27 protein-coding genes and 1 tRNA gene are annotated in these 26917 nt (G+C 65.7%); 4 read left to right on the forward strand and 24 right to left on the reverse strand.

Going from position 1 to position 26917, the window contains the following annotated elements; translation table 11 throughout:
* Positions 1-485: 485 nt before the first annotated feature.
* Positions 486-1694, forward strand: coding sequence for a vWA domain-containing protein (locus IEY33_RS14750; RefSeq protein ID WP_188964058.1), 1209 nt, complete (start codon positions 486-488; stop codon positions 1692-1694).
* Positions 1695-1801: 107 nt separating this feature from the next.
* Entirely contained in the window at positions 1802-2842 is a 1041-nt protein-coding gene (locus IEY33_RS14755; RefSeq protein ID WP_188964059.1) for a M42 family metallopeptidase, read from the forward strand.
* On the opposite strand, the gene IEY33_RS14760 is transcribed toward IEY33_RS14755, so the two are convergent.
* The 4 genes from IEY33_RS14760 to IEY33_RS14775 all read right to left on the reverse strand — a co-directional run bounded on the left by IEY33_RS14760 (position 2826) and on the right by IEY33_RS14775 (position 5910).
* Positions 2826-3986: a GGDEF domain-containing protein gene (locus IEY33_RS14760; RefSeq protein ID WP_188964060.1), complete on the reverse strand. Its 1161-nt coding sequence runs from the start codon at positions 3984-3986 to the stop codon at positions 2826-2828. The genes IEY33_RS14755 and IEY33_RS14760 overlap by 17 nt on opposite strands.
* Before the next feature lie 143 nt (positions 3987-4129).
* Positions 4130-4492, reverse strand: a complete 363-nt coding sequence (locus tag IEY33_RS14765; RefSeq protein ID WP_188964061.1) for a hypothetical protein — start codon at positions 4490-4492, stop codon at positions 4130-4132.
* A gap of 80 nt (positions 4493-4572) precedes the next feature.
* Positions 4573-4648, reverse strand: a tRNA-Lys gene (locus tag IEY33_RS14770).
* 56 nt (positions 4649-4704) lie between these two features.
* Positions 4705-5910, reverse strand: coding sequence for a glutamate ligase domain-containing protein (locus tag IEY33_RS14775; protein WP_229671044.1), 1206 nt, complete (start codon positions 5908-5910; stop codon positions 4705-4707).
* 115 nt (positions 5911-6025) lie between these two features.
* Between IEY33_RS14775 and purE the strand changes: the two genes are divergently transcribed.
* Positions 6026-6553 carry a 5-(carboxyamino)imidazole ribonucleotide mutase gene (gene purE / locus IEY33_RS14780; protein ID WP_188964062.1) on the forward strand — a complete coding sequence of 176 codons (528 nt, stop codon included), beginning with the start codon at positions 6026-6028 and terminating at the stop codon, positions 6551-6553.
* Complete coding sequence (gene purK / locus IEY33_RS14785; protein WP_268238840.1) at positions 6550-7722, forward strand: 5-(carboxyamino)imidazole ribonucleotide synthase; 1173 nt, start codon at positions 6550-6552, stop codon at positions 7720-7722. The genes purE and purK overlap by 4 nt, the downstream gene beginning before the upstream one ends.
* A gap of 33 nt (positions 7723-7755) precedes the next feature.
* Here the strand turns inward: purK and IEY33_RS14790 are convergent, their stop codons facing one another.
* From IEY33_RS14790 to IEY33_RS14880, 20 genes are all read right to left on the reverse strand, one after another.
* On the reverse strand, positions 7756-9363 hold the full coding sequence (locus IEY33_RS14790; protein WP_188964063.1) for an ORC-CDC6 family AAA ATPase: 1608 nt from the start codon (positions 9361-9363) through the stop codon (positions 7756-7758).
* Complete coding sequence (locus IEY33_RS14795) at positions 9356-10081, reverse strand: hypothetical protein (RefSeq protein ID WP_188964064.1); 726 nt, start codon at positions 10079-10081, stop codon at positions 9356-9358. Before IEY33_RS14795 ends, IEY33_RS14790 begins: the two co-directional genes overlap by 8 nt.
* A gap of 232 nt (positions 10082-10313) precedes the next feature.
* Positions 10314-10808, reverse strand: a complete 495-nt coding sequence (gene ruvC, locus IEY33_RS14800; protein ID WP_188964065.1) for a crossover junction endodeoxyribonuclease RuvC — start codon at positions 10806-10808, stop codon at positions 10314-10316.
* A gap of 24 nt (positions 10809-10832) precedes the next feature.
* Positions 10833-11768 (reverse strand): ABC transporter permease, encoded by a 936-nt coding sequence (locus IEY33_RS14805; RefSeq protein WP_188964066.1) that lies wholly within the window; start codon positions 11766-11768, stop codon positions 10833-10835.
* Positions 11761-12759: an ABC transporter permease gene (locus IEY33_RS14810; protein WP_188964067.1), complete on the reverse strand. Its 999-nt coding sequence runs from the start codon at positions 12757-12759 to the stop codon at positions 11761-11763. Before IEY33_RS14810 ends, IEY33_RS14805 begins: the two co-directional genes overlap by 8 nt.
* A gap of 311 nt (positions 12760-13070) precedes the next feature.
* Positions 13071-14885 carry a peptide ABC transporter substrate-binding protein gene (locus tag IEY33_RS14815; RefSeq protein ID WP_188964068.1) on the reverse strand — a complete coding sequence of 605 codons (1815 nt, stop codon included), beginning with the start codon at positions 14883-14885 and terminating at the stop codon, positions 13071-13073.
* A gap of 210 nt (positions 14886-15095) precedes the next feature.
* Entirely contained in the window at positions 15096-15356 is a 261-nt protein-coding gene (locus tag IEY33_RS14820) for a glutaredoxin family protein (protein ID WP_188964069.1), read from the reverse strand.
* A gap of 109 nt (positions 15357-15465) precedes the next feature.
* On the reverse strand, positions 15466-16116 hold the full coding sequence (gene infC, locus IEY33_RS14825; protein ID WP_188964070.1) for a translation initiation factor IF-3: 651 nt from the start codon (positions 16114-16116) through the stop codon (positions 15466-15468).
* A 190-nt stretch (positions 16117-16306) separates the two neighbouring features.
* Positions 16307-16756: a MaoC family dehydratase gene (locus tag IEY33_RS14830; protein ID WP_188964071.1), complete on the reverse strand. Its 450-nt coding sequence runs from the start codon at positions 16754-16756 to the stop codon at positions 16307-16309.
* Entirely contained in the window at positions 16743-17186 is a 444-nt protein-coding gene (locus IEY33_RS14835) for a PaaI family thioesterase (RefSeq protein WP_229671045.1), read from the reverse strand. The genes IEY33_RS14830 and IEY33_RS14835 overlap by 14 nt, the downstream gene beginning before the upstream one ends.
* Positions 17183-17959: an SDR family oxidoreductase gene (locus tag IEY33_RS14840; RefSeq protein WP_188964072.1), complete on the reverse strand. Its 777-nt coding sequence runs from the start codon at positions 17957-17959 to the stop codon at positions 17183-17185. Before IEY33_RS14840 ends, IEY33_RS14835 begins: the two co-directional genes overlap by 4 nt.
* Positions 17960-17978: 19 nt before the next feature.
* Entirely contained in the window at positions 17979-18470 is a 492-nt protein-coding gene (locus IEY33_RS14845; protein WP_188964073.1) for a hypothetical protein, read from the reverse strand.
* 98 nt (positions 18471-18568) lie between these two features.
* Complete coding sequence (locus IEY33_RS14850; protein WP_188964074.1) at positions 18569-18973, reverse strand: DUF6636 domain-containing protein; 405 nt, start codon at positions 18971-18973, stop codon at positions 18569-18571.
* Positions 18970-19776: an alpha/beta hydrolase gene (locus tag IEY33_RS14855; RefSeq protein WP_188964075.1), complete on the reverse strand. Its 807-nt coding sequence runs from the start codon at positions 19774-19776 to the stop codon at positions 18970-18972. The genes IEY33_RS14850 and IEY33_RS14855 overlap by 4 nt, the downstream gene beginning before the upstream one ends.
* Positions 19776-21572, reverse strand: a complete 1797-nt coding sequence (locus IEY33_RS14860) for an acyl-CoA dehydrogenase (protein ID WP_188964076.1) — start codon at positions 21570-21572, stop codon at positions 19776-19778. The genes IEY33_RS14855 and IEY33_RS14860 overlap by 1 nt, the downstream gene beginning before the upstream one ends.
* A gap of 1 nt (position 21573) precedes the next feature.
* On the reverse strand, positions 21574-22503 hold the full coding sequence (locus IEY33_RS14865) for an alpha/beta hydrolase (RefSeq protein WP_188964077.1): 930 nt from the start codon (positions 22501-22503) through the stop codon (positions 21574-21576).
* A gap of 191 nt (positions 22504-22694) precedes the next feature.
* A complete protein-coding gene (locus IEY33_RS14870) occupies positions 22695-23876 on the reverse strand; it encodes an acetyl-CoA C-acyltransferase (protein WP_188964078.1) in 1182 nt (393 codons plus the stop codon).
* A gap of 100 nt (positions 23877-23976) precedes the next feature.
* A complete protein-coding gene (locus tag IEY33_RS14875; protein WP_188964079.1) occupies positions 23977-24420 on the reverse strand; it encodes a GNAT family N-acetyltransferase in 444 nt (147 codons plus the stop codon).
* Positions 24421-24461: 41 nt separating this feature from the next.
* Positions 24462-24710, reverse strand: coding sequence for a DUF8617 domain-containing protein (locus IEY33_RS19590; RefSeq protein ID WP_505691150.1), 249 nt, complete (start codon positions 24708-24710; stop codon positions 24462-24464).
* 5 nt (positions 24711-24715) lie between these two features.
* Positions 24716-26809, reverse strand: coding sequence for a 3-hydroxyacyl-CoA dehydrogenase NAD-binding domain-containing protein (locus tag IEY33_RS14880; protein ID WP_188964080.1), 2094 nt, complete (start codon positions 26807-26809; stop codon positions 24716-24718).
* Positions 26810-26917: the final 108 nt, after the last annotated feature.

The following is a 26917-nucleotide window of genomic DNA, read 5'->3' on the forward strand; positions in this document are numbered from 1 at the left end:
CGACACATGAGGTCTCCTTGGGTGAGTGGGGGGGGTTGCCGTCCGGGGTTCGGGACGCGTCTCGCGGGTACAGCTTGCCCATTCAGGGTGCGTTCAGGCTACCCAGACGCTTCTTACGTGTGGCTTACATGTGTCACAGGCTGCCGCAACCGAATCGGGCGCAACCGAATGAACGGTCGAGGCGACGCTCCCCTCCCAGCGGCCTCCGGCCGCACCTGGTGGGCCGAGAGGTGCTGCGGCGGACCCATGCCCGGCACCACCCCGACAGGGTGGATCAGCACTTCATGAAGATGTGCCGCAGGACACCTTCCCGCAGCGGCGCGCCCACCGCCCCGCACCCTGCCGTGGGCATGGCCCGCGCGGCGCATCAGGTCCCGCAACGTCACAAACCGCGCCGCGATTGTGGCGCATGCTGTGGGCACTTCACGCACGCGGACCCGCACCCACCGCAGGGCCGCCCTTTCCCACCCACCCCGGAGGTACACATGGCCCGCCTGACCCGTTACAGCAAATTCGAGAGCGAACTCGACGACATCGACTCGGGCGAACTCATGCAGATGATCCAGGAAGCGCTGCTGGGTCAGGGCATGAACGACCCCTACGACCCCGACCCCAACACGCGCCCCAGCATGGACGACCTCTTCGACGCCATCCTCAACGCCCTCGCCGAGAAAGGCATGATCCCCGACGACATGCTCGCCGAGGCCATGCAGGGCGGCGACATCCAGGAATCCCGCCTCGGGCAGCAGATCCAGCGCATGATGGACAAACTCCAGCAGGACGGCTTCATCCGCAAGGAATTCGAGGACGGCGAGGGCGGCGGGGCCGGCCAGCCGGGCGACGCGAAATTCAACCTGACCGACAAGAGCATCGACTTCCTCGGCTACAAGAGCCTGCGCGACCTGATGGGCGGCCTGGGCCGCAGCAGCGCGGGCGCGCACGAGACGCGCGACTACTCTTCAGGCATCGACATGATGGGCGAACTGAAGAACTACGAGTTCGGCGACACCCTGAACCTCGACACGACCGCCACCCTCAGCAACGTCATCACCAAGGGCTTCGAGAACATGGACAGCGGCGACCTCGTCGTGCGGCAGAGCGAGTACAGCTCCTCGGCGGCGACGGTGGTGATGCTCGACTGCTCGCACAGCATGATCCTGTACGGCGAGGACCGCTTCACGCCTGCCAAGCAGGTGGCGCTGGCCCTCGCGCACCTGATCCGCACGCAGTACCCGGGCGACACCGTGAAGTTCGTGCTGTTCCACGATTCGGCCGAGGAAGTGCCGATCAGCAAGCTGGCACAGGCGCAGATCGGGCCGTACCACACCAACACGGCGGGCGGCCTGCGTCTCGCGCAGCAGCTGCTGAAACGCGAGAACAAGGACATGAAACAGATCGTGATGATCACGGACGGGAAACCCTCGGCGCTGACGCTGCCGGACGGCCGCATCTACAAGAACGCGTACGGCCTGGACCCCTACGTGCTCGGCGCGACGCTGCGCGAGGTGGCGCAGTGCCGCCGCAGCGGTATTCAGGTGAACACCTTCATGCTGGCGCGCGACGCGGAACTCGTGGGCTTCGTGCGGCGCGTCGCGGAGATGACGCGCGGCAAGGCGTACTTCACCACGCCGTACAACATCGGGCAGTACGTCCTGATGGACTACATGAGCAACAAGACCAAGATGGTCAACTGACACGCGTTCCAGGCAGGCCGTGATGGCTGCCCCGACCCGCCCGGCCGTCCCGTCCGAACCGTGCAGCGCGTCCGGACGGGGCGGCCGGGCAGACGCTATCTTCCGGCATGACTTTCGCGGCGACCCCCACCCTTGACCTGGAGTACACCACGCGCCTGCTGGTCGACCTGCTGAACATCCCGAGCCCCACCGGGTATACCGAGGGGGCCGTGCAGTTCATCGAGCGTGAACTGCAGCGGCTGGGCGTGCCGTGCGCCCGCACCCCGAAGGGCGGGCTGCTGTGGACGGTTCCCGGCCCGGGCGACGGCGAGGTGACGTTCAGCGCGCATGCCGACACGCTCGGCGCGATGGTCAAGGAGGTCCGCAAGAACGGCCGCCTGGGCCTCACGCAGCTCGGCGGGTACGACTGGACCAGCATCGAGGGCGCGGAAGTGCAGGTGCACACGCAGACCGGCACGTTCACCGGCACGGTCGTGAACACCCGGCAGAGCACGCACGTGTGGGGCGCGGAACTCCGTGAACTGAAACGCGGCGCGGACACCCTGGAGGTGCGCCTGGATGCCCGGACCGGCACGGCCGCCGAGACGCTCGCGCTGGGCGTGCAGGTGGGCGACTTCGTGAGCTTCGATTCCTGCGCGCGCCTCACGCCGGCCGGCTACGTCAAGGGCCGCCACCTGGACAACAAGGCCGCCGTCGCCGTGTTTCTCGGTGTGACGCCCGTTCTGCTGGCGGCCGCGCCGCGCTGCACCACACACTTCTACATCTCGGTGTACGAGGAGGTCGGGCACGGCGCGGCGAGCGGCATCCCGGGCAGCACCACCGAACTGATTGCGGTGGACATGGCGGCCATCGGGACGGGGCAGACGAGCAGCGAGCATCACGTCACCCTGTGCGTGAAGGACAGCAGCGGCCCGTACGACCACCTGCTCGGGAACCGCCTGCGGGCCGCCGCCGACCGGGCCGGGATCGAGCTGCGGGTGGACATCTACCCGTACTACGGGTCGGACGCGTCGGCCGCGTGGAGGTCCGGTCTCCCCTGCCCTGCCGCGCTGATCGGGCCGGGCGTGGACGCCAGTCATGCCTACGAGCGTACGCACCGGGACGCGCTGCGCGACACGGCGGAACTGATGCTCAGCCACCTGCGCTGACGCGCAGCGCCGCGCCGTCCGGGGCGAGCGACACGCGGTTGCGGCCCGCGCGTTTCGCGGCGTACATGGCTTCGTCGGCGCGCAGGAACGCGTGCCGCAGCTTCTCGTCCGGCCACCAGGCGCTCACGCCCACGCTGACTGTCACAGGCCGCCTGAGGGCCGTGCGCGCCTGCACCTCGGCACGCACGCGCTCCGCAGTCAGCAGCCCCTGCCGCGGGTCCGGCTGCGGGATGTACAGCACGAACTCCTCGCCGCCCCAGCGGCCGCACACGCCCGGCCCGGCCAGCGCGTCCCCCAGGTCCGCCTGCTCCTGCAGGACACCCGCCAGTTCTTCCAGCAGGCGGTCGCCCTCCACGTGCCCGAAGGTGTCGTTGATCGGTTTGAAGTGATCGATGTCCAGCACCATCAGCGTCCCGCCACGCCCGTCCACGCGCAGGGCCTGCACCGCCTCCTCGAAGCCGCGGCGGTTCAGCAGGCCCGTCAGCACGTCGCGCAGCGCCATCTCCTGCAGCAGGTGCACGCGTTCCGCCTGCTGCGCGAGCGTCTCGCGCATCACGACGCCCACCATCAGCAGCGCGAACATCCCGGTGTTCACCCACTGCGACAACGTCAGGCCCGCCGTGTCCTGCCCGCTCAGGTGCGCGACCTCCAGGCGGTACACGAGCAGCAACACCAGCGACACGCTCAGCGACCAGCGCGGCGGGAGCACCAGCAGCAGGCCCGCCACGATGAACAGCAGGATGCTGCCCAGCAGTTCGAAGCCGATGATCTGCTGCGGGTGGCGCGCGTACATGCTCAGGAACCCGGCAGCGCTCACCACCAGCAGCGCCGCGAAGTACCGTTCGGCCTGCACCATCCGCGAGGGGCGCAGGATCACGAAGGGAAACAGCAGCACCGCCCCCAGGATCACCGTGCCGTGCAGCGCCGCGTACAGGTATGCGCCCTTTTCGACCAGCAGGCGCAGGATCAGGAGCAGGCCCGGCGTGGCCGCCAGCAGCGCGAACGAGTACCCGCGCACCTTGACGCGCGTCGTCTCCGGGGAGTCCGGCGTGCCGGGCACGAACCGGCCCGCGCCCAGCACGGAAGATCGGCCCAGGGTCAGGGGCCTGGGACGGGGTGCTGGACGGGCAGGTGTGAACTTCACGGTCGGACGGCAGCCTCCTCGCTGGACGGGCGGCCCTCCCCTGCCTGAGCGGCGGAGGGTCGGCCCTCATCGTGACGCTCGCCGTCTGACGGTGTTCTTTCGCCGCACGGCCACGGCACAGCTTCCGGCAAGGGCGGATCGCTTCAGCGGCGCCGCAGTGCCCCGCCCGCCAGGGCCTCCCCGATCCCGATGGCGCCCAGGCCCGTCAGGAGGTGCACCACCTGAATCACCCAGTGCGACGCGCCCGGCATGATCCGCATCTGCGACGCGCCCAGCCCCGGGAGCGCCAGCGCCAGCAGCACCGCCACCACCACCAGCGGGACCGGCACGCCGCGCCGCGCGGCGATCACCGCGAGCGCCACCACGCTCACTGCGACCAGCAGTCCCAGCAGCATGTGCACCTGCACCAGCCCCCCCGCGCTCCCCGACCAGAACGACAGGCCCAGACCCAGCGCCAGCAGACCCGCGACACGAATCACCCAACGGAACCCCACGAGAGCAGACATGCCTTCCTTCATAGCATGCCGCCCGGCCCGCCCCGTGTACGCCGCAACGCAACACCCCCGCGCGGGGCGGGGGTGTCTTCTGGTGGGTCGTGTAGGACTTGAACCTACAACCCGCTGATTAAGAGTCAGCTGCTCTACCGATTGAGCTAACGACCCAGGTGCGGCGCTGCGTCTGGCAGCGGAAGGAAGTATACGGGCTGCCGCTCGGGGTGTCAAGTGCTGTCGGTCAGGGTCGGCAGGAGCGTCCCGGCGAGGTACAGGCTGCCCGCGACGAGCAGCGTTCCGCCCGGCGGGGTGAGCGCGAGGGCGTGCGCGTACGCGGCGTGCGGGTCCTGCAGGACGTGCGCGCCGCTCCACGCGGCGAGGGCGTGCAGGTCCGCCTGCGGCGGGTGCGGGCTGGGGTGCGTGAGGACGCGGGTGGGCGCGACCGGCAGCAGGGCCGTGAGGGTGGCAGCGCTGTCCTTGCGGGCCAGACTCCCGAAGAGCAGCACGTCGGCGCGCGGGACGGCCAGGGCGAGTGCGGCGGCCGCGGCGGGGTTGTGTGCCCCGTCGAGCAGCACGGTGCGGCCCGCCACCCGGAAGCGCTGCAGGCGGGCGGGCCAGTCGGCGTTCAGGGAGGCGTCCGTGCCGTCCCCGTGGTTCAGGACGCGCAGCGCGGCGACGGCGAGCGCGGCGTTGCTCGCCTGGTGCGGTCCGGGCAGGCGCGGCGGGCGCGGGAGCGCGAACAGGTCCGGGTGCGTGCCGGGCGTGTACAGCGGCGCGCCCGTTTCGGTGGTGACGCGGCGCACCACGTCCAGCGCCTCACCCACCGCGGTGGTCAGGAACGGCACGCCGGGCAGGGCGGCGCACGCCTTGTCCCGCGCGATCTCGGTGACGGTCTCCCCGAGGGTCGCGGTGTGGTCGAGGGCGACGTTGCTGAGCAGCACGGCCCGCACCCCGAACAGGGCGTGCGTGGCGTCGCTCTCGCCGCCCACTCCGGCCTCCATCACGGCGAGCTGCACGCCCGCCTGCGCGAACACCTGCGCCGCCAGCGCGAGCGAGAGGTCGAAGAAGGCGGCGTTGCCCGCGTGCCGCTGCGCCCACCGCACGAACTGCACGGTCCGGGCGGGCGGAATCTCGCGGCCGTCCACCCGGACGCGCTCCTCGAAGTGCGTGAGGTGCGGACTGGTGAAGCGGCCCGTCCGCACGCCCGCCGCGATCAGGCCCGCCTCCAGCATGGCGCACACGCTGCCCTTGCCGTTCGTCCCGACGACCCGCACACTCCCGAACTGCCGGTCCGGCGAGCCGAGCCGGTCCAGCAGGGCGCGGGCGGGCGCGGGGCCACGCTCGCGGCCCTGACGGGTCTGCGCGAACAGCCACGCGTGCTCGCGGGACGGCAGGCCGGGGGACGCTGCAGGGTCGGGGGACGGCTCGGTCACCGGGACAGGGTAGCGGGTCCGGGCGGCCCGCGTCTCGCGCGGCCACGCACGCCCCCACGCCGGGAGGCAGACGTGCCGGTGGAGGACGCGGGCCGCGCACCGTATGCTGGACGCGATGAGCGATCAGGCAGCAGGTTCGGTGCAGGTGGGTGTGGTGATGGGCAGCCGCAGCGATTACGACACGATGAACGGCACGCTGGACGTGCTGCGGCAGCTGGGCGTGATGTACGAGGTGCGCGTGCTGTCCGCGCACCGCACGCCGGACCTGCTCGCGAGCTACGCGGCGCGGGCCGAGCGCCTGAACTTCACGGCGATCATCGCGGGCGCGGGCGGCGCGGCGCACCTGCCGGGCATGCTGGCCGCCTTCACGCGCGTGCCGGTGCTGGGCGTGCCGGTGCAGTCGCGCGCGCTGAGTGGACAGGACAGCCTGCTGAGCATCGTGCAGATGCCCGCGGGCGTGCCGGTCGCGACCTTCGCGATCGGCGCGGCAGGCGCGAAGAACGCCGCCCTGTTCGCCGCCGCCATGATCGCCACGCACGCCCCGGACGTCCGAGGGCGGCTGGACGCGTTCCGGGCCGCGCAGACGCGCGCCGTGCTGGACGACCCGTACTTCGACGGGCAGCCGCAGGCGGGCGAAGCGTGACGCGCCCCCGCACGGACGACCGCCTGCACGGCACGCCGCGCGAACGGACGCTCGGCATCCTGGGCGGCGGGCAGCTCGCGCAGATGCTCGCCGCGGCCGCCCTGCCGCTCGGCGTGCGCTGCGTGGTGCTGGAACCGGACGCGCAGGCCCCCGCCCGCCTGAACGCCGAGCACCTGCACGCCGCGTACACCGACGCGGCCGGACTGGAACGCCTGCGCGCCTGCGACGCCGTGACGCTGGAGTTCGAGAACGTCCCGGTGGACGCCACCACGCAGCTGGATGGCCGCGTGCCGCTGCGGCCCGCGCCGGGCGTGCTGCACCTCAGCAAGCACCGCGCGCGCGAGAAGGCCGCCCTCACAGCCGCCGGGGCGGGCGTCGCTCCGTACCGCAGCATCGAGACGCCGGGCGACCTGCCGGGCGCGCTGGACGCCGTGGGCGGGCACGGCATCCTGAAGACCTCCGAACTGGGGTACGACGGCAAAGGACAGGTGCGCGTGCAGCCCGGCGACGACCTGCACGCCGCGTGGACCGCGCTGGGCAGTGTGCCGTGCGTGCTGGAGGGCCTCGTGCCCTTCGTGCGCGAGGTGAGCCTGGGTGTCGCGCGCGGCCCGGACGGCACGCTGAGCTTCGGGCCGCTCGTCGAGAACGAACACCGGGAAGGCATCCTGCGCCGCAGCGTGTTCCCCGCCAGCAGCAGCCCGGACACCGCCCTTCAGGCGCGCACCCTGGCGCGCGCCGTGGCCGAAGCGTGGAACGTCACGGGCTTCATCACGCTGGAATTCTTCGAACTGCAGGACGGTACGCTCCTCGTCAACGAGGTCGCGCCACGCGTGCACAACAGCGGCCACCTCACGCAGGACGGCGGCGGCGTGAGCCAGTTCGAGGTGGCCGTCCGCGCCGCTCTGGGCTTCCCGCTGCAGGACTTCCAGCCGCTCCTGCCGTGTGCGATGGTCAACATCCTCGGCTGGCCGGAAGGGCCGGGCACCGACCGACAGGAGCCCGACTGGGACGCCCTGGACCGCATTCCCGGTACGCACCTGCACCTGTACCACAAGACCAACAAGCCCGGCCGCAAGCTGGGGCATGTGAACGTGGTCGGACACACGCGGGAAGAGTTGCTGCAGCGGGTGAAGACGGTAGAAAGAACGCTAGAATCTTACCAAAGTTGATGCATTTACCTTTGCTTCTCTTTGTTTGCAGCCTCAACCCGAGAGATATTCAAAGAGACTCGTTATCGCCGAATCTCTCATTCTCCTAGAACGTACCTCTCCAACTAGATGCGCTTTTTGCAGTTGTTCATGAGTGGCATTCAGAAGATCATAAACTGTTTCTATTTTTATAGACCTCAGGCGATCTTTCTGAAATTCCGTCAGATCCAGAACTTCAATAGATTTATCTAAATGAAGATTCAAAATTTGATTGTTATCAGGCTCAGATGAGACGTTAATTTGAGCAGCTTCTTCCATTAATGGGTGCGAGGAGGTAATCTCCATCATTCTTTTGGGCGTAACATTGCGCGCCAAATCTAGATAATTTAATGAAGAATTAGAAGTTTTTGCAAACATACAGCCCAAATTCACTCTATATCTCGTTCCTACCTTCCTCCTTGTAGCTATCAGACCAACAGCATCTTCGAATATTACTCCTGTATACTCTAATAATCTTAAACCCTCTTTTGCCGTGGCTGGTATATCTTTTGCTACCCAGAAATAACAAGTGGTATCTTTTTCTAAAGTAATATATCGACTACTTTTATCTAACAAGTCAGGTATTACAGCAGCATCTATAAATTCTCGGCTCCAATCAATAATCTCAGCTAGTGGTGGGAATTTCTCTGCCAAGTTCTGGTGGTCAGCCCAAATCATATCTCTATAAAACGTTCTAATAGTGTTTTCAACACTTCGCGAAGTTATATTTCCTAAAAGACCTAGAGATTTTATCAAAGATCTTGGGTTCCCGCTGGCAGCATATGCCAATATGCTAAATTGATCTCCTCTGCTTTCTATATTTGACAAAGTTACAGGATTTTCTATCTGTTTTATTATCATAGCTTTCATATTTGACACATATGAAGCATCTTTTATGTCCCGAATCAACTTCACAAAAGTAGCATCATGAGAAGCTTGAAAAGACTCGCCATAGTACGTAGCTCCCGGATAAACCGCAGCTTTTATACCTAGGTAAGGCGATCTCAAATCTCTAAACAACGAAAAGAAAATCCTTTGTTGAGCAGGCACCAATATGTGAGCAGCTTCATCTATGAGAATTACTATTCTTTTGGCATTTATTTGTTCACATAAATCTTGGATTGCATCTTTAAACTCATCAATGCTAGGAACTGCAGAGGAGTCTATAGCGTCAGAACTACGCCAAGATTCATCAAATGCTTTTGAGAGCTTTACTATTGGTGCGTCCTCTATGTCATCCTCTCTCGTTTTACCGCCTGCAAATACTTCAATCACTTCGCCGGTCAGGGCAAATCCTTTTCTTCTTATTGTACGCAACAATCTGTTACAGATATGCGACATCATCCAGTTTTTAAACTGCTCATCCGAATTTGTTCTGAGCAATGAGCTGCGGTGGAAAGTGAGGTATATTGGGAAAACTCTATCTACTTCAAAATCCCTTAACATCTCTTGTTCTGCAACTCTCATTAAAAAAGATTTCCCTACTCCCCTACTACCGACAAGGATTACTGGAGTTTTTGATTTTAACTGTGTTACGATTTCTATGTCTCGCTGGGTCTCGACATAATATTTGAAGATGTCCTCATCCTGAATATCTTCTGTGCGGAAAAGCATATCATCCATTGTTTCTGCCCTCCATATATAACCTCACTACTTCTATGTGTCCTAGATGATCCATAACTAGGTGGCTATTTTCTTTAATTGTATCACTATTTAAACTATTCAAGAATCTCAATGATATAAAAAAGGTAACAACAACAAAAACTAGTTGCGCCCTTGCTTTCCATCTGGTCAAACTTTTAACATCAAAATCCTCTTCACTGTGTACTTCTTTATATATTTTATAATTTCCATGCACAAATTCTGAACATTCACGGTACATTCTAGCAGAATACTCTCTATATGTACCCGACTCTATCTCAAATTCTGGCAAATAGGCAGCGGCGAATGCTTTTGACGTTACCGATCTGTCATGTTCTTGTACAAAGCCCCAATTAAAGTCCAGATTGCCTTTTACCCAGTTACGATAATCTATCTGACTCGTGGAAAGACACAAAGCCCATAAGGAATGCTCCAAAAAGAATCTCAGGCTAAAATAAGAAGGTCTCAAGTAGCCAAAAGAAGCGAGGTGGCATGATGCTTCAAACTCCTTGAAAGCCGACCTAAACATTTCAATATTTTCTACTTGACCCCCAATTATAGAAAGCCATTTTTTTAGATCTTCTATATAGCTGTATAATTGTGAGAACTCTATATCTCCATTATTAATTGTCTTATCACAATGCGCCTCTGACAACTCAAGCACATTTTTTAGATGATCTCCAATATTTAACAGGGTCATACGGCCATTAAATCACATGTATTTCGAGATTTATACACATTTACGGATGGATAAGTAGCTGGCTGGTGAAGATTGGTCCATGAGGGAGGCTCGTTCGGTTCATCCTGTTCCCGCCTTCGCCCCAATAGGGAAAAACGGGGAGCCGAAGGCGAAGCGAGCAAGGGTGCAGATGCATCAGTTCCTACCAGCTAGCTACTTACACTCAATATATTTCCGAAAGACTATCAGGCCTTTATCTAGTCACTCCCACCCGCTCCTTCATGGCGGCGCTCGCGAGGTGCGTGAGGGCGAGTGCCAGCGCGTCGGCGGCGTGGTTGTTGAACACTTCGCGGATGCCGAGGCTCGCCTTGACCATGTATTCCACCTGGGCCTTGTCGGCTCGGCCCGTGCCGACGAGCGCCTGCTTGACCTGCATGGGACCGTACGTGTGGACGGGCACGCCCGCCTGCGCGCACGCGAGCTGCACCACCCCGAAGGCCTGACCGACCTTGAAGGCCACGTCCGCCTGTCTGCGCAGGATCTGGTCCTCGATGGCGACCGCTTCGGGGCGGAATTCCTCGATGAGGCGCGTCACCTCGCCGTGCAGGTACTGGAGTCGGCGCGGCATGATCCACGCGGATTCGGTGATGATGCAGACGTGGTGCAGGTGGCGGGCCTTGCGGGCGTCGCCGTCCACCAGACCGAGGCCGAGATTCGCGAGCCCTGGGTCGATGCCGAGTACGATCATGCGGGAAGGATACAGGGTCGGGCGTCAGAGTTTGCTGCGCGGGTCGAGCGCGTCGCGCAGGCCGTCCCCGAGGAAGTTGAAGGCCAGCACGGTGATCAGGATCATCAGGCCGGGGAAGAAGGGAATCCAGGGGTACTGCAGCACGACTTCCTGCGCGTTGCTGAGCATGTTGCCCCAGGTGCTGACGGGCGGCTGGATACCGAACCCCAGGAAGCTGAGGGCGGCCTCGGTGAGGATGGCGCCGCCCACGTCGAGGGTGGCCTGCACGATGATGACGGGCAGCAGGTTCGGGATGAGGTGGCGGGCCATGAGGCGCGGGTTGCGGGCGCCGAGGGCGCGGGCGGCGTCCATGTATTCGAGGTTGCGGAGCTTGAGGGCCTCGCCGCGCACGAGGCGGGCCGTGCCCATCCAGCCGAACAGGGACAGGACGGCGACCACGATGATGATGCTGGAGCCCGCCCCGAGGGACGCCTTGAAGGCGAGAATGGCGGGCGCGTCGCTGGCGGCGAGCAGTCCGGAGATGACGAGCAGGAGCGGCAGGGTGGGGAGGGACAGCATCAGTTCGATGAAGCGGCTGATGAGGTAGTCGGTGCGCCCGCCGAAGAATCCGGCGAGGGTGCCCATGACCGTGCCGATCAGGATGCTGAGCGCGGCGACGCTGAAGCCCACCAGCAGCGAGATGCGGCTGCCCCAGATGATGCGGGACAGGATGTCGCGGCCCAGGTCGTCCTTCCCGAAGGGGTGCTGCGCGCTGGGCGGCGCATAGAAGCCGCTGAGGTCCTGTGCGTTCGGGTCGTACGGCGACAGGAGCGGCGCGGCGATCGCCATGAGCACCAGCAGCAGGACCGTCACGAGGAAGAACATGGCGAGGCGGTGTCGCCGGAAGCGGCGCACGGCGACCGACCACGCGGAGCGGCTGGCAGGACGCGGGGCGGGGGCGGGGCGGGCGAGGTCAGTCATAGCGGATCCTGGGGTCAACGGCGGCGTACGCGAGGTCGGCGAGCAGACTGAAGATCAGGGTGAGCAGCGAGATGAACGTCAGGGACGCGAGGACCACGTTGAAGTCCTTGTTGACGAGGCCCTCGAAGATCGCGCGGCCCATGCCGGGCCAGCTGAAGACCGTCTCGGTGATGACGGCCCCGCCGAACAGGCCGGGAATGGCGAGGCTCAGGAGCGTGATGATGGGGATCACGGCGTTGCGCAGCGCGTGCTTGTAGATGACGGTGCGCGCCTTGAGGCCCTTGGCGCGCGCGGTCCGCACGTAGTCGAGGTTCAGCACTTCGAGCATGTTGGCGCGCATGAAGCGCAGGATGACGGCGATCTCACGCAGGGCCAGCACCACGAGCGGCAGCGCGAGGTACCGGAGTTTGTCGAGGGTCGTCGCCCAGAACCCGGCGTTCGGGTCGAGGTCCGGGCTGCCCAGCCCGCCGGGCGGGAGGGACACCGCGCCGTTCGTGACCTGCGGCAGCCAGATGGCGAACAGCCACAGCACCATCGGCCCGAGCCAGAAGACGGGCGTGCTGAACGCCACGAAACTGAAGAACGTGAGGACGTAGTCGGGCAGCGAGTACTGCCGCACGGCGCTGTAGATGCCGAGCGGCACGGCGATCAGGAGCGCGATGATCAGGGCGGGCACCGTGAGCAGCAGCGTGTTCGGGAGGCGTTCCTGGAACACGTACTGCGCGGCGGGCGCGCTGAAGCTGCGCGACCAGCCGAAATCGCCGTGCAGGGCCTGCACGAGCCAGTAGAAGTACCGCAGGGAGATGGGCTGGTCGAGGCCGTAAGCGGCCTTGAGGCGGGCGATGTCGGCGGGCGTGATCTGACTGTTGCCGAGCGTGAGCTGATCGACCGGGTCGCCCGGCTGCAGGGCCGTGAGGGCGTAGATGATCAGGCTGATGAGCAGCAGCAGCGGCAGCATCTGCAGGACGCGCCGGAGGGTGTACGTGGCCATGAAGTCCTCGTCTGGAAGGGATGCGGGGCGGGGAAGGCGCGGGGACCCTGGCGTCCTGGCCTTCCCCGCCCCGGCGGGTGCGACGGGTTCCGGTGATCTGCGCGGGCACGGCCCGGACTGGGCCGCGCCCGCGCAGTTTCGTCTTATACGATTTTGAGCTGAACTTTTGGAGTTCAGCCGAGCGACAAGGGCACCAACAAGTACGGTTTGGAGGAGATGGAAGCGGGCAGGCGTCCTGTAGGGCGTCCGTTCTGCCCGAGAAGGGATGTCGGCGCTGTTTCCGACATCCCTGGAATCGGATCAAAACCGTCTTACTTCTGGGTGTCGATCTCGGCGGCACCCCTGCTGTTCCAGCCGATCTGGTACGCGTTCCAGCTGGGGTACAGGGTGTACGCGCTGAAGGTGTAGTTCAGGAGGTTGGGGACCTTGGTGTACACGTTCACGCGGAAGTACAGGGGGAGGCTCGGCACTTCGTCCGCCCAGATGCTCTGCATGCGGTCGAAGAGCTTGACGCGCTGCGCGAGGTCGAACTCGGTGCTGGCCTGCGTCCAGAGGTTGTCGTACTCGGCGTTCTTCCAGCCGGGTTCGTTCTGGCCGGAGTAGCCGTTCGCGGCGGTGGGAATGAACTGGCTCGCGAAGAGGTTCCCGCGCTCCAGGCTGGGGTCGGCGGTCCAGGCGTACATCAGCATGTCCCACTTGCCGTTGCTGCCGCCCGAGATGAACTCCTGCCCGAACACGACGCTGGACGGGTAGTTCTGGATGTTGACGTCCACGCCGACCGTCTTCCACTGCGACTGCAGGATCTGCTGCACGCGTTCGCGGGTGGTGTTGCCTGCGGTGGTCGTGAAGTTCAGGCTGAACTTCTTGCCGTTCTTGGTGAGGATGCCGTCCGGGCCGGGCTTCCAGCCGGCCGCCGCGAACAGGGCCCTGGCTTTGGCGGGGTCGTAGTCGTAGGCGCGGGCGTCCTTCTTGTACACCTTGGAGATGGGGTTCACGAAGGTGTTGCTGACCTGCTGCTTGCTCTGGAAGAGCGCCTTGGTGAGGGCGGCACGGTCGATGCTGTACAGCAGCGCCTGACGGACGCGTTTGTCGTCGAGGTCGAGGTCTTTGACCTTCTGGACGTTGCTGAAACCGTTGATGTCGATGTGTTCCCAGGTGGCGCTCGGCACGAAGTACGTCTTGTACTTGTCGCGCTGGCTGCGCTGCAGGTCCACGCCCTGGTCGAAGGTCAGGCCGACGGCGGACAGCGCGTCGATCTGGCCGGACAGCACGTTCACCTTGAGGGTGTTGGTGTTGGGGATGAAGCGGTACTGCACGCTCTGCACGTACTTGTCCGTGCCGCCTTTCGGGGTGCGCCAGTAGTTGGTGTTGCGGACCAGGGTGAGGCTGTTCCCGGCGCGCCACTGGGTGGGCCTGAAGGGACCGGCGACCACTTTGGGCAGGTTGCGGGAGGTGGTGAAGCTGGAGATGAACTTCACCCACGCGTCGTTGATGGCCTTCGCGCCCGTCTTGGGGTCGAGTTTGGCGGTGCTGCTGTCGAAGGCGTTCCAGGCGCTCGCCATGGACGCGGACGGCGCGAGGCCCGGCGCGACCTGATCGGCGAACAGGTACGGCGGGTCGTACGTGATGGTGAAGGTGTCGCTGTCCACGGCCGTGATCTTGGCGTGGTCGTAGGGGTCACGGCTGGGGACGGGCACGCGCGCGTCCTGCTCGACCTTCAGCCAGAACTGGAAGTCCTTGATGGTGATGGGCGTCCCGTCGGACCACTTGGCGTCCTTGCGGATGCTGTACGTGACGCTGTTGCTCGTCACTTCGCCCTTGGCGTTCTTGGTGAGCTTGTACCCGCCGTTCGCGAGGGTGGGGACGCTGGTGGCGATGTCGGCGTACAGGTCGCCGTCGTTGTCCTTGCTGACGAGGGTGGCGTTCATGTAGCCGTTGATCTCGCTGGCGATGGCCAGGTTGTTGGTGGCCCAGGGGTCGTAGATGTTCGGCGGTTCCTGCGAGGTGCCGACCACCAGGCTGTTGTTGGCGGGGCCGGCGAGGGTCGTGCCGACGGGCGCGGCGCCGAGCAGCAGCAGAGAGACGGTCAGCCAGGTGCGGGGGGACTTCAGGGTCGTTGCCTTCATGTAACCTCCGGGAATCGCAGAACTGCTGTCACTCCGGCCATCCCCACTCATGAGGACAGCATGACCGGAACATGACAGCCAGTATAAGGAAAGCCGAACGGGCGTCAACGTGCACCTGTGTGGTGCACGCCGACGCCCGAGGTCCGGGGAAAGCCAGGGTGAAGTCCGCCCGGTCAGCCCGGTCAGGGTGGGCCGTTCAGGAAGGGAGGGTCAGGCGAGCCCGGCCTTGCCGAGGAAGTCGTTGAGCTTCGTGATGGAGAAGCCGCTCAGGCTGGCGGCCACGTCGCCGTACTGCAGGGTGGGCACGCTGCGCTTGCCGCCGTTGACGCTCATCACGTACTCGGCCGCGTCCGGCTGCTCCTCGATGTTGATTTCCTGGTACGCGATGCCTTTCTTGTCGAGCGCCATCTTGGCGGCGCGGCAGTCGGAGCACCAGCTCGTGGAGTACATCCTGATGGGGGTCTGGGTCATGCCGTGACTGTAGAGCACGGCGCGGCGCGGCACAGCTCAGGGCGTCACAAACCCGGCACGGAAACGCCCGCCCCGGGGTGGGGGCGGGCGTCCACGGTCAGCACCGGGGTCAGGCGGTGACGGCAGCCTCGCTCGTCGCGGCAGGCGTGACGGGCGCGTCCTGCGCGGGCACATCCTGCACGGCGGGCGCGTCGGTCTCGTTCGCTCCGGCCTCGCGGGCAGGCGCGGCGGCCTTCTTCGGGGCGGCCTTCGGCGCCATGATGATGTTCATGTCCATGCCCATCATGCTGGGGTTGCTCTCGGGCGTGCCGATGTCGGCCAGCGTCTCCGCGACGCGCACGAGGATGCGCTCCCCGAGCTCGGGGTGCGTGCGCTCACGGCCACGGAACATGATGGTGACCTTGACCTTGTGGCCTTCCTCCAGGAAGCGGCGCACGTGGTTCGTCTTGGTCTTGAAGTCGTTGTCGTCGATCTTGACGCGGAACTTGATCGCCTTGACTTCCTGAGAACGCGCACGCTTGCGGTTCTCCTTCTCGTTCTGCTGTTCCTCGAAGCGGAAACGGCCATAATCCATCAGCTTGCAGACCGGGGGGACCGCCTGGGGGCTGACCATCACGAGATCGAGGTTCAGCTCGCGGGCCATCGCGCCCGCCTCGCGGGTATCGATGATGCCGATCTGCTCGCCTTCCGCACCGATCAGACGAATCTGCCGCACCCGGATCTGCTCGTTGACTTTATGATCTTTCGCTATGCTCATCACCTCCGCACGCCCCCGTGTGACCCGTTGCGCTGTCGCGCTGGCCCGGAGAGCGGCTGCTGCCCGCTGAACGTCTCTCATTCCTGGGCAGTGCTTGAGTATACCACGCGGCCCCACCCTCCCGGCCGGACGCGGCTCACCATCAACAAACTGTGAGGGCAGGCGCGCCACGCCAGGCCCGCCGCCAGCCGCGCTACAGGTACACGCGCATCAGCGACTCGGCCGTGCAGGCAGGTCTGGCTTCGCCATCGATCTCGACGGTGTTCAGCACCGTGAACTGCACGAAGCCCGCGCCCTCCTCCACGCCCTGCAGCACCGCGCGGTTGCGCAGGCGACTCCCGACCCGCACCGGATGCACGAACCGCACGCGGTTCAGGCCGTAATTCACGGTCATGCGGCCACCCTCCAGCCGCAGGGTGCCGCCCGCGTTCGCCAGTTCGCCCGCCAGCAGCGACAGCGTCAGGAACCCGTGCGCGATCGGCGCGCCGAACGGCCCGGCCGCCGCACGCTCCACGTCCACATGAATGAACTGATGGTCGCCCGTCGCGTCCGCGAAGGCATTCACGCGCTCCTGCGTGACCTTCACCCACTCCGACAGCGCCACCTCCTGCCCCACCTTCTCCCGCACATCACTCAGCTGCATCCGTTCTCCTCTCCCCCACCGGCGCAATCGTCGCCAGGGCCGTGGCCACGTGCGTATCCTGGCCGTCCAGCGTGGCGTACACGTCGGCCCGCACGATCACCTGCCGCCGCCCCGCCTTCAGCACCTCGCCGCGCGCCCACAGCAGCTCACCGCGCGCCGCCGTCAGGAAATTCAGCTTGTACTCGGCCGTCACCACGTCGCTCGCCACGCTCGCGGCCGCCCAGGCGCTCACGGTGTCGGCGAGGTACCCCAGCACCGCGCCGTGCGCCTGCCCGTGGTGCTGCGTCAGGTCCGGACGCAGGTCCAGTTCGATCTCGACCACGCCCGGCGCGAAGTGCCGCAGCCGCGTGCCCATGCTGCGGGTATAGGCGCTGGCGTCGATGCCGCGCGTCCGGAGCAGCCTCGCGCCCGGCGAGTCCAGTCCGGTCACACGCTGCTCGCGCCGCCGTCCACCGCGATGTTCTGCCCCGTCATGAACGCCGAAGCGTCACTGGACAGCAGCAGCGCCAGCCCCTTCAGGTCCTCGTCGCTGCCCAGGCGGCCCAGCGGCGTGTGCTCCAGAATGCGCGCCTCACCGTACGCCAGGGTGCCCCGGGTCATCTTGGTCGGGAAGTAGCCGGGGCAGATGCTGTTCACGGTGATGTTGTGCTGCGCCCACTCGCCCGCCAGGGCCCGCGTCATGTTCACGACCGCGCCCTTGCTGGTGTTGTACGCCAGCGTCGCCGCCATCTTCGGATCGTTGCCCTGCAGGCCCGCCACGCTGGCGATGTTCACGATGCGGCCCGACCGGCGCGGAATCATGGACAGCCGCCCCACCGCCTGCGTCACGAGGAACAGGCCCGTCACGTTCAGGTTCATGACCTTGTTCCACGCGTCCAGCGGGTGCTCCGTGCTCGGCGCGCCCCAGGTGGTCCCGGCATTGTTGACCAGAATGTCGATCTGGCCCCAGGCGTCCAGAATGGACTGCACCATCGGCTCGACCGTCTCGAACTGCGTCAGGTCGTTCCGGATCGTCATGACCTGCACGCCCAGGCCCTCCAGGTGCGCTTTCGCGGCGTCGAGTTCGTCCTGCTTGCGGGCCGTGAGCACCACCTTCGCGCCGTACTCGCCCAGACCCTCGGCGATCTGCAGGCCCAGGCCACGCGACCCCCCGGTGATGAGAGCGACTTTGCCGGACAGATCGAACAGTTGCTTGATGGACATGATTGGACTCCTTTAAAAACTACGGAAGAGGTTTGAGAGGCGAGATTTTCAGTGTGAATTCGTCATCGATGGTGAAAACGGTGTCATATTGAAGCGCGCGCAGATGACCGTCACAAACGTCGAACGTGACATTCAGAATGCCGCACGCAGGCACGCCCGCGCTGCCTGGCAGAGCCGGAACGCCCGCGCCTGTCTCGGTGCGTCCGACGGCTTTGAGCGGCTGGTGACGGCGCAGCAGCCTGTGGACCTGAGCAAACAGGCCGGGCACGGTAAACCGGTCAGCCGAAGCGGCACTCGCCGCCTGGGTGACCGGAGCAACAGCAGGCTGTCCGGGCAGACGAAGCTGGTCTGTGGCGATCTGACCTGTGAGGGCATGGTCGCTTACCTGCACAGTCATCTTGAAGCTGACTTGACCCTGTGCCTCGGTACTCAATTCGTATGTTCTCGGCCCGCGCTTCTGCCACAGCGCCTCAGCGGCCGTCAGCCGTCTCTGGACATCTGCGAGGTTCATGGTGGGTGAGGAACCACAGGACGAAGGCGCCGCGCCACTTCCGCCCGCCTGAGCCACCGGCAATAGCATCAGAAGCGCCAGCACGGCCAGTCGCCGCATCAGAAGAGCCGGTACCGTGCCCGCGCAAGCTCGAAGCCGTGCCCGGAGCGGTTGGTGCAGCGCACCCCGGCGGTGCTGGACCGGCAGGTGAGGTTCCCCTTTCGCCACACGACGCCGTAGGGCAGCACCGGCGCGGAGGGGTCCAGCACCGTGTCTCCGTGACACACGAAGTACGGGCGGCCAGACGCGCGCAGCCCCAGCGAGTCGCCCCAGTCGAGCGGGCAGTCTGCCGGACGCGGGGCCTTGAAGGTGGCCCCCAGCACGTCGCAGCGGATGGAGGCCGGGCCGGAGGTGGCGTCGTACTGGCAGGCCAGCCGCCCGGACGGCAACCGGAAGCCGGTCACGGTGTCCTGGGCCGAGGCCAGTCCGAAACCGAGCGCCAGGAGGGCGATAAGCCGGTTCATCCGAGTTCGGCCAGGAAGCCGCGCAGGTCGGTCAGGAAGTCCTCGGGGCGTTCCAGCTGCGGCATGTGCCCGGTGCCCGGGTAGACCCTGAGTGTGGCGCCCGGAAGGCCTGCCGCGAGGCGCTGGGCGTTCGGCAGCGGGATCAGGTCGTCGGCGTCGCCGTGCAGCACCAGGGTCGGCACCTGTATGGAGGCCAGCCCCGCCGTAGCGTCGTGCGCGCGTACGGCGCGGAACTGGCGTTTGTAGCTGTCGGTGCTCATGGGGTGCTGACGGGCGTGGCGTTCCGCGAGGTCGAGCGCCTCCGGGTGCGCGTCGGTAAAGCCTGGAGCGGTCATGAGGGTCATGGCCTGCCGTGCCCGCTCGCCCGCTTCCAGTTCGGCGGGCAGGAACAGGGCGGCGCGGCCCCGCTCGGTGGCGGGGGTGCTGTCCGGGCCGCCCGGCGTGGTGGACACCAGCGCCAGTGCCCGCACGAGATCCGGGTGACGCAGGGCGAGGTGTTGCGCCACCATGCCGCCCATGCTGAGGCCCACCACGGCAGCGGGCGCGGCGTGCAGGGCCGTCAGCAGGGCGGCCGCGTCGTCGGCGAGGTCAGCGACGGTGTAAGGGTCCTCTGTGGGGTCGGAGTCTCCGGTGTCGCGGTGGTCCAGCACGATCACGCGGGAGCGGCCTGACAGGGCGGCGGCCACCTCGGTCCAGCCGAGGCGCGAACCGCCCATCCACGGGAGCAGCAGCACGGCGGGCGCCGAGGGCGGGCCGGATTCGTCGTACGCGAGTCGGCGCGCCCCGATGGACACCGTCTGCATCAGAACCAGTCGCCGTGCATGTCGAAGGTCGTGCGGTCGGCACTGGCGAGCAGGTCCGCGTGCGCCCTGACTCTGGGCAGTTCGTACACGGCGAAGAAGCGGGCCGCCTGCAGCTTGCCCTGGTAGAAGGAAGCGTCGTCGCCCTTCGCTTCCGGCAGCGCCCTGGCCGCCACGGCCGCCTGCCGCAGCCACATCCAGCCGACCACCGTGTGCCCCAGCATCTCCAGCGCGCTGTTCGCGTTGGCGAGGTACAGGTCCGGCCCGAGTTCGGCGGCCCGGCCCAGGATGGCGGTGAAGGCCGCGCCGCTCTGCGAGATGGCCGTCTGCAGCGCGGCGCGGATCTCGGCCACGCCGTCCAGCCCCTCGGACGCCTGCAGGTCGGCCGTCATGCGCTCGACGAGTACCTGCAGGCCGCGCCCGCCTGCCTGCGTGACCTTGCGGCCCAGCAGGTCGTTGCCCTGAATGCCTTCCGTGCCCTCGTGGATGGGGTTCAGGCGGTTGTCGCGGTAGTACATCTCGATGGGGTAGTCGCGCGTGTACCCGGCGCCGCCGAGCACCTGAATGGCGTCGCTGAGCGCCTCCTGGCTGTACCTGCTGGGCCATGACTTGACGATGGGCGTCAGCAGGTCCAGCAGCAGCGCCGTGTCGGCCCTGCCTTCCTCTGGTCCGGTGCTCAGGTCGTCCACGAGGCTCGATGCGTACAGGCCCAGCGCGAGGCCGCCCTCCACGAAACTCTTCTGACGCAGCAGCAGACGCTTCACGTCGGCGTGCTCGATGATGCTGACCATCGGCCCGTTCGGGTCCTTGGCGCTCGCCGGGCGACCCTGCCTGCGCTCCCTGGCGTACTCCAGGCTCGCCATGTACCCGGCGTACCCGAGCATCACCGCGCCCATGCCCACGCCGATCCGGGCCTCGTTCATCATGTGGAACATGGCGCTCAGGCCCTTGCCCGCCTCGCCGATCAGTTCGCCGACCGTCTCGCCGCCCTCACCGAAGTTGAGCAGCGTGTTGGTGGTCCCCCGGTAGCCCATCTTGTGGTTCAGGCCCGCCAGCACCACGTTGTTCGATTCGCCGACACTCCCGTCGTCGTTCACGCGGTAGCGCGGCACGATGAACAGTGAAATGCCCTTCACGCCCGCCGGAGCGCCCTTGATGCGCGCCAGCACCAGATGCACGATGTTCTCGCTCAGTTCGTGCTCGCCGCCGGAAATCCACATCTTGGTGCCGCTGATGCTGTACGTCCCGTCGTCCTTCGGCGTGGCCGACGTGGTGATGTCCGCCAGCCCCGACCCCGCCTGCGGTTCGGAGAGCGCCATCGTGCCGAACCAGCGGCCCTCCAGCAGCGGCAGCATGTACTTCCGCTGCTGCTCCGGCGTGCCGAATTCGCGTTGCAGGTTCGCGTTCCCGATCGTCAGGAAGGGGTACCCGCTGCTGCCCATGTTGGCCGCTTGGAAGTGCGCCTGCACCGCCTGCATCACCACCCACGGCAGCTGCAGACCACCCAGCTCCTCGTCGTGATGCGCGCTGAAGAAGCCCGCGTCGCGGAAGGCGTTCATGGCCGCCTGCACGCCCGGCACCAGTTTCACTTTTCCGTCCACCACGTGCGGCTCGTTCAGGTCCGCCTCTCGGGTGTGGTTGGCGAAGTATTTGTCGGCCACGTTGTACGCCAGTGCCAGCACGTCGTCGTACACCTCGCGGCTGTGATCCGCAAAGCGCGGGCGCGAGGTCAGGGCCTCGGTGTCCAGCACCTCATACAGCTGAAACTGCAGGTCCCGCTTGCTCAGGAAGGGCGCCATGTTATGCCAGCTCCCGCTTCAGCCACGCCGCGCCCTGATCCACCAGTCTGGCCGCCGCGGGCACGAAGCCCGTCATGTTCGCGTACCCGTGCACCATGCCGGGACCCGGCACGTACTCCGCGCGGTTCCCGGCCGCCACCAGCGCCCGGTAGTACCCCTCGCCCTCGTCGATCAGCGGGTCGAACTCCGCCGTCAGGACCAGCGCGGGCGGCAGGTCGTGCAGCTGCGCGCTCAGCAGCGGCGACGCGTGCGGGTGCGCCGCGTGCGCGGGGTCCGTGATGTACGCCTCCCCGAACATCCGCATCATGTCCTCGGTCAGGAAGTACCCCTTGCCGTTGGCGCGGCGCGAACCGGTCTCGGTCACGAAATCCACCGCCGGGTAGAACAACAGCTGCGCCCTCGGGGTCGGGCCGCCCTCGTCCCGCACCCGCAACGTCACCACGGTGCTCAGGTTCGCGCCCGCACTGTCCCCCGCCACCGCCAGCCGCGACGCGTCCGCGCCCAGCTCTGCCGCGTGCGCCGCCGCCCACAGGTACGCCGCGTACACGTCGTCCGTCGGCGCGGGGAACGGGAACTCCGGGGCCAGCCGGTACTCCACGCTCAGCACCGCCGACCCGCTCGCCGCGCACAACTCCCGGCACAGCCCGTCATGACTCGCGATGTTGCCCACCGCGAACCCCCCACCGTGATAGAAGACCGTCAGCGGCCAGCCCGCCGCCGGAGCCTCCCCCACCGGCGTGTACAGCCGCGCGGGCAACTCGGATGCCGGACCGGGGATGCTCAGGTCACGCGTCCCCCCGATCTCGACCGGACGGACCGGCATGGCCGACAGCGAAGAACCCTCCGCCGCACGCATCTGCTGAATGCTGGTCGGAGCAGGATAAGCGGCCATCTGCTGAAGCGCCGCCTGAATATAAGGATCTACGGGCATGGTGAAACCTCCTGAGGATGGAGTGATCGGGGACTGGCGCCAAGCTGAGCTCAGATGACCTTCAAAGAGAGATCCACAGACGATCTGTCGGAACGTCATCGGCACGCTGGAGTTGATGGGCCGGAACGTCCCGGACGCCAGTTCACCCGGAGAACGCTAGTTCAGACCTGAAAAGCGAGGTTCCCCGTCGCTCACAGCACCTCGAACAACCCCGCCGCGCCCATGCCGCCGCCGATGCACATGGTGACCACGACGTGCTTCGCGCCGCGCCGTTTGCCTTCCAGCAGGGCGTGGCCGGTCAGGCGCGCGCCGCTCATGCCGTACGGGTGCCCGATGCTGATGCTGCCGCCGTTCACGTTGTACCTGGCGGGATCGATGCCCAGCGTGTCCCGGCAGTACAGGGCCTGCACCGCGAACGCTTCGTTCAGCTCCCACAGGTCGATGTCGTCCACCGTGAGCCCGTGGCGCTTCAGGAGTTTCGGCACGGCGAACACCGGCCCGATGCCCATCTCGTCCGGCTCGCACCCGGCCACCGCGAAGCCCTTGAACAGCCCGAGCGGCGCGAGGCCACGCTCGCGCGCCACGTCGGCATTCATGACGACCACGGCCGCCGCACCGTCACTGAGCTGGCTGGCGTTCCCGGCCGTGATGACGCCGCCCTCCACCACAGGCTTCAGCTTCTGCAGGCCCTCCAGCGTCGTGTCGGGCCGGTTCCCCTCGTCGAGCTTCAGCGTGACTTCCCGCTCCGAGATCTCACCGGTCGCCTTGTCCTGCACCTTCATGCGGGCCGTCATGGGCACGATCTCGTGCTCGAAGTACCCGGCCTGCTGCGCCGCCGCCGTCCGCTGCTGACTCGTCAGGGCGTACTCGTCCTGCGCCTCGCGGCTGATCCCGTACCGCCTCGCGACGACTTCCGCCGTCTGCAGCATCGGCATGTAGATCTCGGGTTTATGCTCCGTCAGCCACTCGCCGCGCAGGCGGTACCCGTTGGCGTGCTCGTTCTGCGTGAGGCTGATGCTCTCCAGGCCGCCCGCCACGAACACGTCCCCCTGCCCCGCCATCACGTGGTTCGCGGCGAGCGCGATGGTGTTCAGGCCGCTGGAGCAGAAGCGGTTCACGGTCACGCCCGACACCGTCACCGGGAACCCGGCGCGCAGCGCGATCTGCCGGGCGATGTTGCTGCCGGTCGCGCCCTCCGGATTCCCGGCGCCCATGATCACGTCCTCGACCTCCGAAGGGTCGATCCCGGCCCGCTGAACGGCGTGCAGGACGGCGTGCGCGCCGATGTCGGAACCGTGGGTGTCGTTCAGGTAGCCCCGGTAGGCCTTGCCGATGGGGGTGCGGGCGGTGGAAACGATCACTGCTTCTGGCATGGTGGAACTCCTTTTTTGGACAGCACTCATATTCGAATAGGCATGACTTCTGTTTTTTCCGCCCAGTGAGGGCCCTGCGACGTGCGCAGCGGGAGCAACTTTAACGGCCCGTGACCACTTCCTCTTCCAGCAGCATCACGAAAATCCGCACGCCTTCCTCCAGCCCACCCGCTGAGGCGTACAGTTTGCGCGCCACCGTGTTCTCCTCCTCGGTCAGCACCCAGGCAGCGACGCAGCCCAGCCCCTTCGCGTGCTCCATCAGCGCGTCGAGCATCTGCCGCCCCAGCCCCTGCCCCTGGTACACCGGCGACACCGCCACCTCGTTGATGAACAGCTCCGGCGGCTTGTCGGGGTGCAGGGAGTGAACGCCCGAGGCCATACCCACCACCAACGTTCCGTCCAGCGCCACCGCCAGATGGTGCCGGGGGTCGGCGAAGAACTCGGCGGTGTAGGCCGGATTCACGGGACCGTCGAACACGTCTGGGGCGACATTCGAGAGCAGATGGGCTTCTGAGGAGATGAGTACTCGGACTGCAGTGGGCATGGGGTTCACCTCCTCGACGATAATCAGTGCTTCTCTTTCGGTTATTGAGTCTCAGGCATGTAGCATTTTGGTTCGCTCTGAAACCCATTCCAGAAAACCAATAACCTGCCACACGTCTCACAGGTAAGCATGCTTCTCATCTCACCGTATAGGCGATCAAATTTGATCTCATCGCCTATAGTCGAATTCAATTCATCAAATCGAATATCAGAAATAGGCAAGTGCTCGATAGGGCAAGGAATTTGACCGAAACTAATTCTTTCTCCACAACGGCAGAGAATGGCTGGCATCTACTTCACCCCCGCGTCTTCTCCTTGTCCCAGTCGGCGAAGGTCTTGCCTTCGTCGGCCAGTTTCTTGAGGAGGGGCGCGGGCGTCTGACCGTATTTTTCGAGGTCGGCCACCACGTTCTTCAGTCCCTGCTCGTCGGCGTACTTCATGGGGCCGCCCCGGTAGGCCGGGAAGCCGTAGCCGTACACGTAGATCACGTCGATGTCGCTGGCGCGCTGGGCGATGCCCTCGTCCAGAATCTGTGCGCCCTCGTTCACCAGGCTGTAGGTCAATCTCTTGGTGGCCTCGTCCTGGCCCACTTCGCGCGGGGTCAGGCCCTTCTCCTGGCGGTAGGTGCTCAGCAGTTCGTCGGTGCTGGCGGCGGGCACGGGTTTGCGGCCGTCGGGGTAGTCGTAGATGCCCGCCTGCGTCTTCTGCCCCTTGCGCCCCTGCTCCACGATGCGGTCGAGCCAGCCGTCGGGTTTGGGCTGCCCCGCCACCTTGGCCTGATGCTGGCGGATCAGGTAGCCCACGTCCAGGCCCGCCATGTCGGACATCTCGAAGGGGCCCATCGGCAGGCCCAGGGTGTGCATGGCGGCGTCGGCGTCCTGCGGGCGGGCGCCTTCCTCGACCATCTTGCGGGCCTCGTCGCCGTAGCGGTGCACCATGCGGTTGCCGACGAAGCCGTCGCACACGCCGACGACCACGCCGACCTTCCTGATGCGTTTGGCGAGCGCCATGCTGGTCGCCAGCACGCTGTCGCTGGTCTTGTCGGCCCGCACGATTTCCAGCAGGCGCATCACGTTGGCGGGGCTGAAGAAGTGCAGCCCGATCACGCTCTCGGGGCGCTTCGTGGCGCTGGCGATCTCGTTCACGTCGAGGGTGGACGTGTTGGACGCCAGGATCGCGCCGGGCTTGGCGATCGCGTCCAGCTTGCCGAAGATCTCCTTCTTCACGTCCATGTTCTCGAAGACCGCCTCGATGATGATGTCGGCGTCCTTCAGGTCGTCCATGTTCAGCGTCGGGGTGAGCAGGGCCATGCGTTTCTCGACGTCGTCGGTGGTCATGCGGCCCTTCTTTGCGGTGTTCTCGTAGTTCTTCCGCACCACGCCCAGGCCCCGGTCGAGCGCTTCCTGGGTGGTCTCCACGATGGTCACGGGGATGCCGACGTTCAGGAAGTTCATGGCGATGCCGCCGCCCATGGTGCCCGCCCCGATGATGCCCGCCGACCTGATCTCGGTCTGGGGCGTGTCCTTGCCCAGTCCCGGAATCTTGCCCGCCTCGCGCTCGGCGAAGAAGATGTGGCGCAGGCCGCGCGACTGCGGAGAATCCTTGGCCTGCATGAACTTCTGGCCTTCCTCGGCGTAGCCGTCGGCGAAGGGCTTGTGGGTGGCCGTCTCGGTGAGGTCCACGATCAGGCCGGGGGAGTACTGGCCCTTGTGCGTCTTGCCGAGGGCGGCGCGGGCGGCGGCGAACAGCTCCGGGCTGCCGCCCTCGGCCGTCTTCTCGCTCACGCGCGGCAGCGGCGTCACGTCCACGTGGGCGCGGGCGAAGGCCACCGCTCCAGTCAGCAGGTCGCCGTCCACAAGCTCGTCGATCAGGCCGAGCTGAGCGGCTTCGGTGGCCTTGATGGGGTTGCCGCTGAGCATCATGTCGAGGGCCTTCTGCACGCCCACCACGCGGGGGAGGCGTTGCGTGCCGCCCGCGCCGGGCAGGACGCCGAGTTTCACTTCGGGCAGGCCGACCTGGGCGTCCGGGACGGCCACGCGGTACGTGCAGCTCATGGCGAGTTCCAGGCCGCCGCCGAGGGCGGTGCCGTGGATGGCGGCGACGGTGGGTTTGGGGAACTGGTCGAGCCGGTCGACGATGCCGCGCAGGTCGGGGCTCTGTTCGCGGGGCAGGTCGAAGGTGCGGATGTCGGCGCCGGCCACGAAGGTGCGGCCGCCGCCGATGATGACGACGGCCCGGACGGTGTCGTCGTTCTGGGCGGTGTCGAGGCCCGCGTGGAGGCCTTCGGGCACGCCGACGCCGAAGGCGTTGACGGGGGGGTTCTGGATGGTCAGGATGAGGACGTCGCCTTCGCGGCTCTGGTCCACCTTGTGGGGTTGGGCAGTGGTCATGCGTGCTCCTGAGTGGGGGTGGGCGCGCGGCGTGGGCCGTGCCTGCGGGTGGGCCGGTGGTGCGTGTGGAGGCCCATTGGATTGCGGTACGCGCGCATGCTTTCATGG

Origin of the sequence: Deinococcus aquiradiocola, from assembly GCF_014646915.1 — a bacterium.
Taxonomy (GTDB): Bacteria; Deinococcota; Deinococci; order Deinococcales; family Deinococcaceae; genus Deinococcus; species Deinococcus aquiradiocola.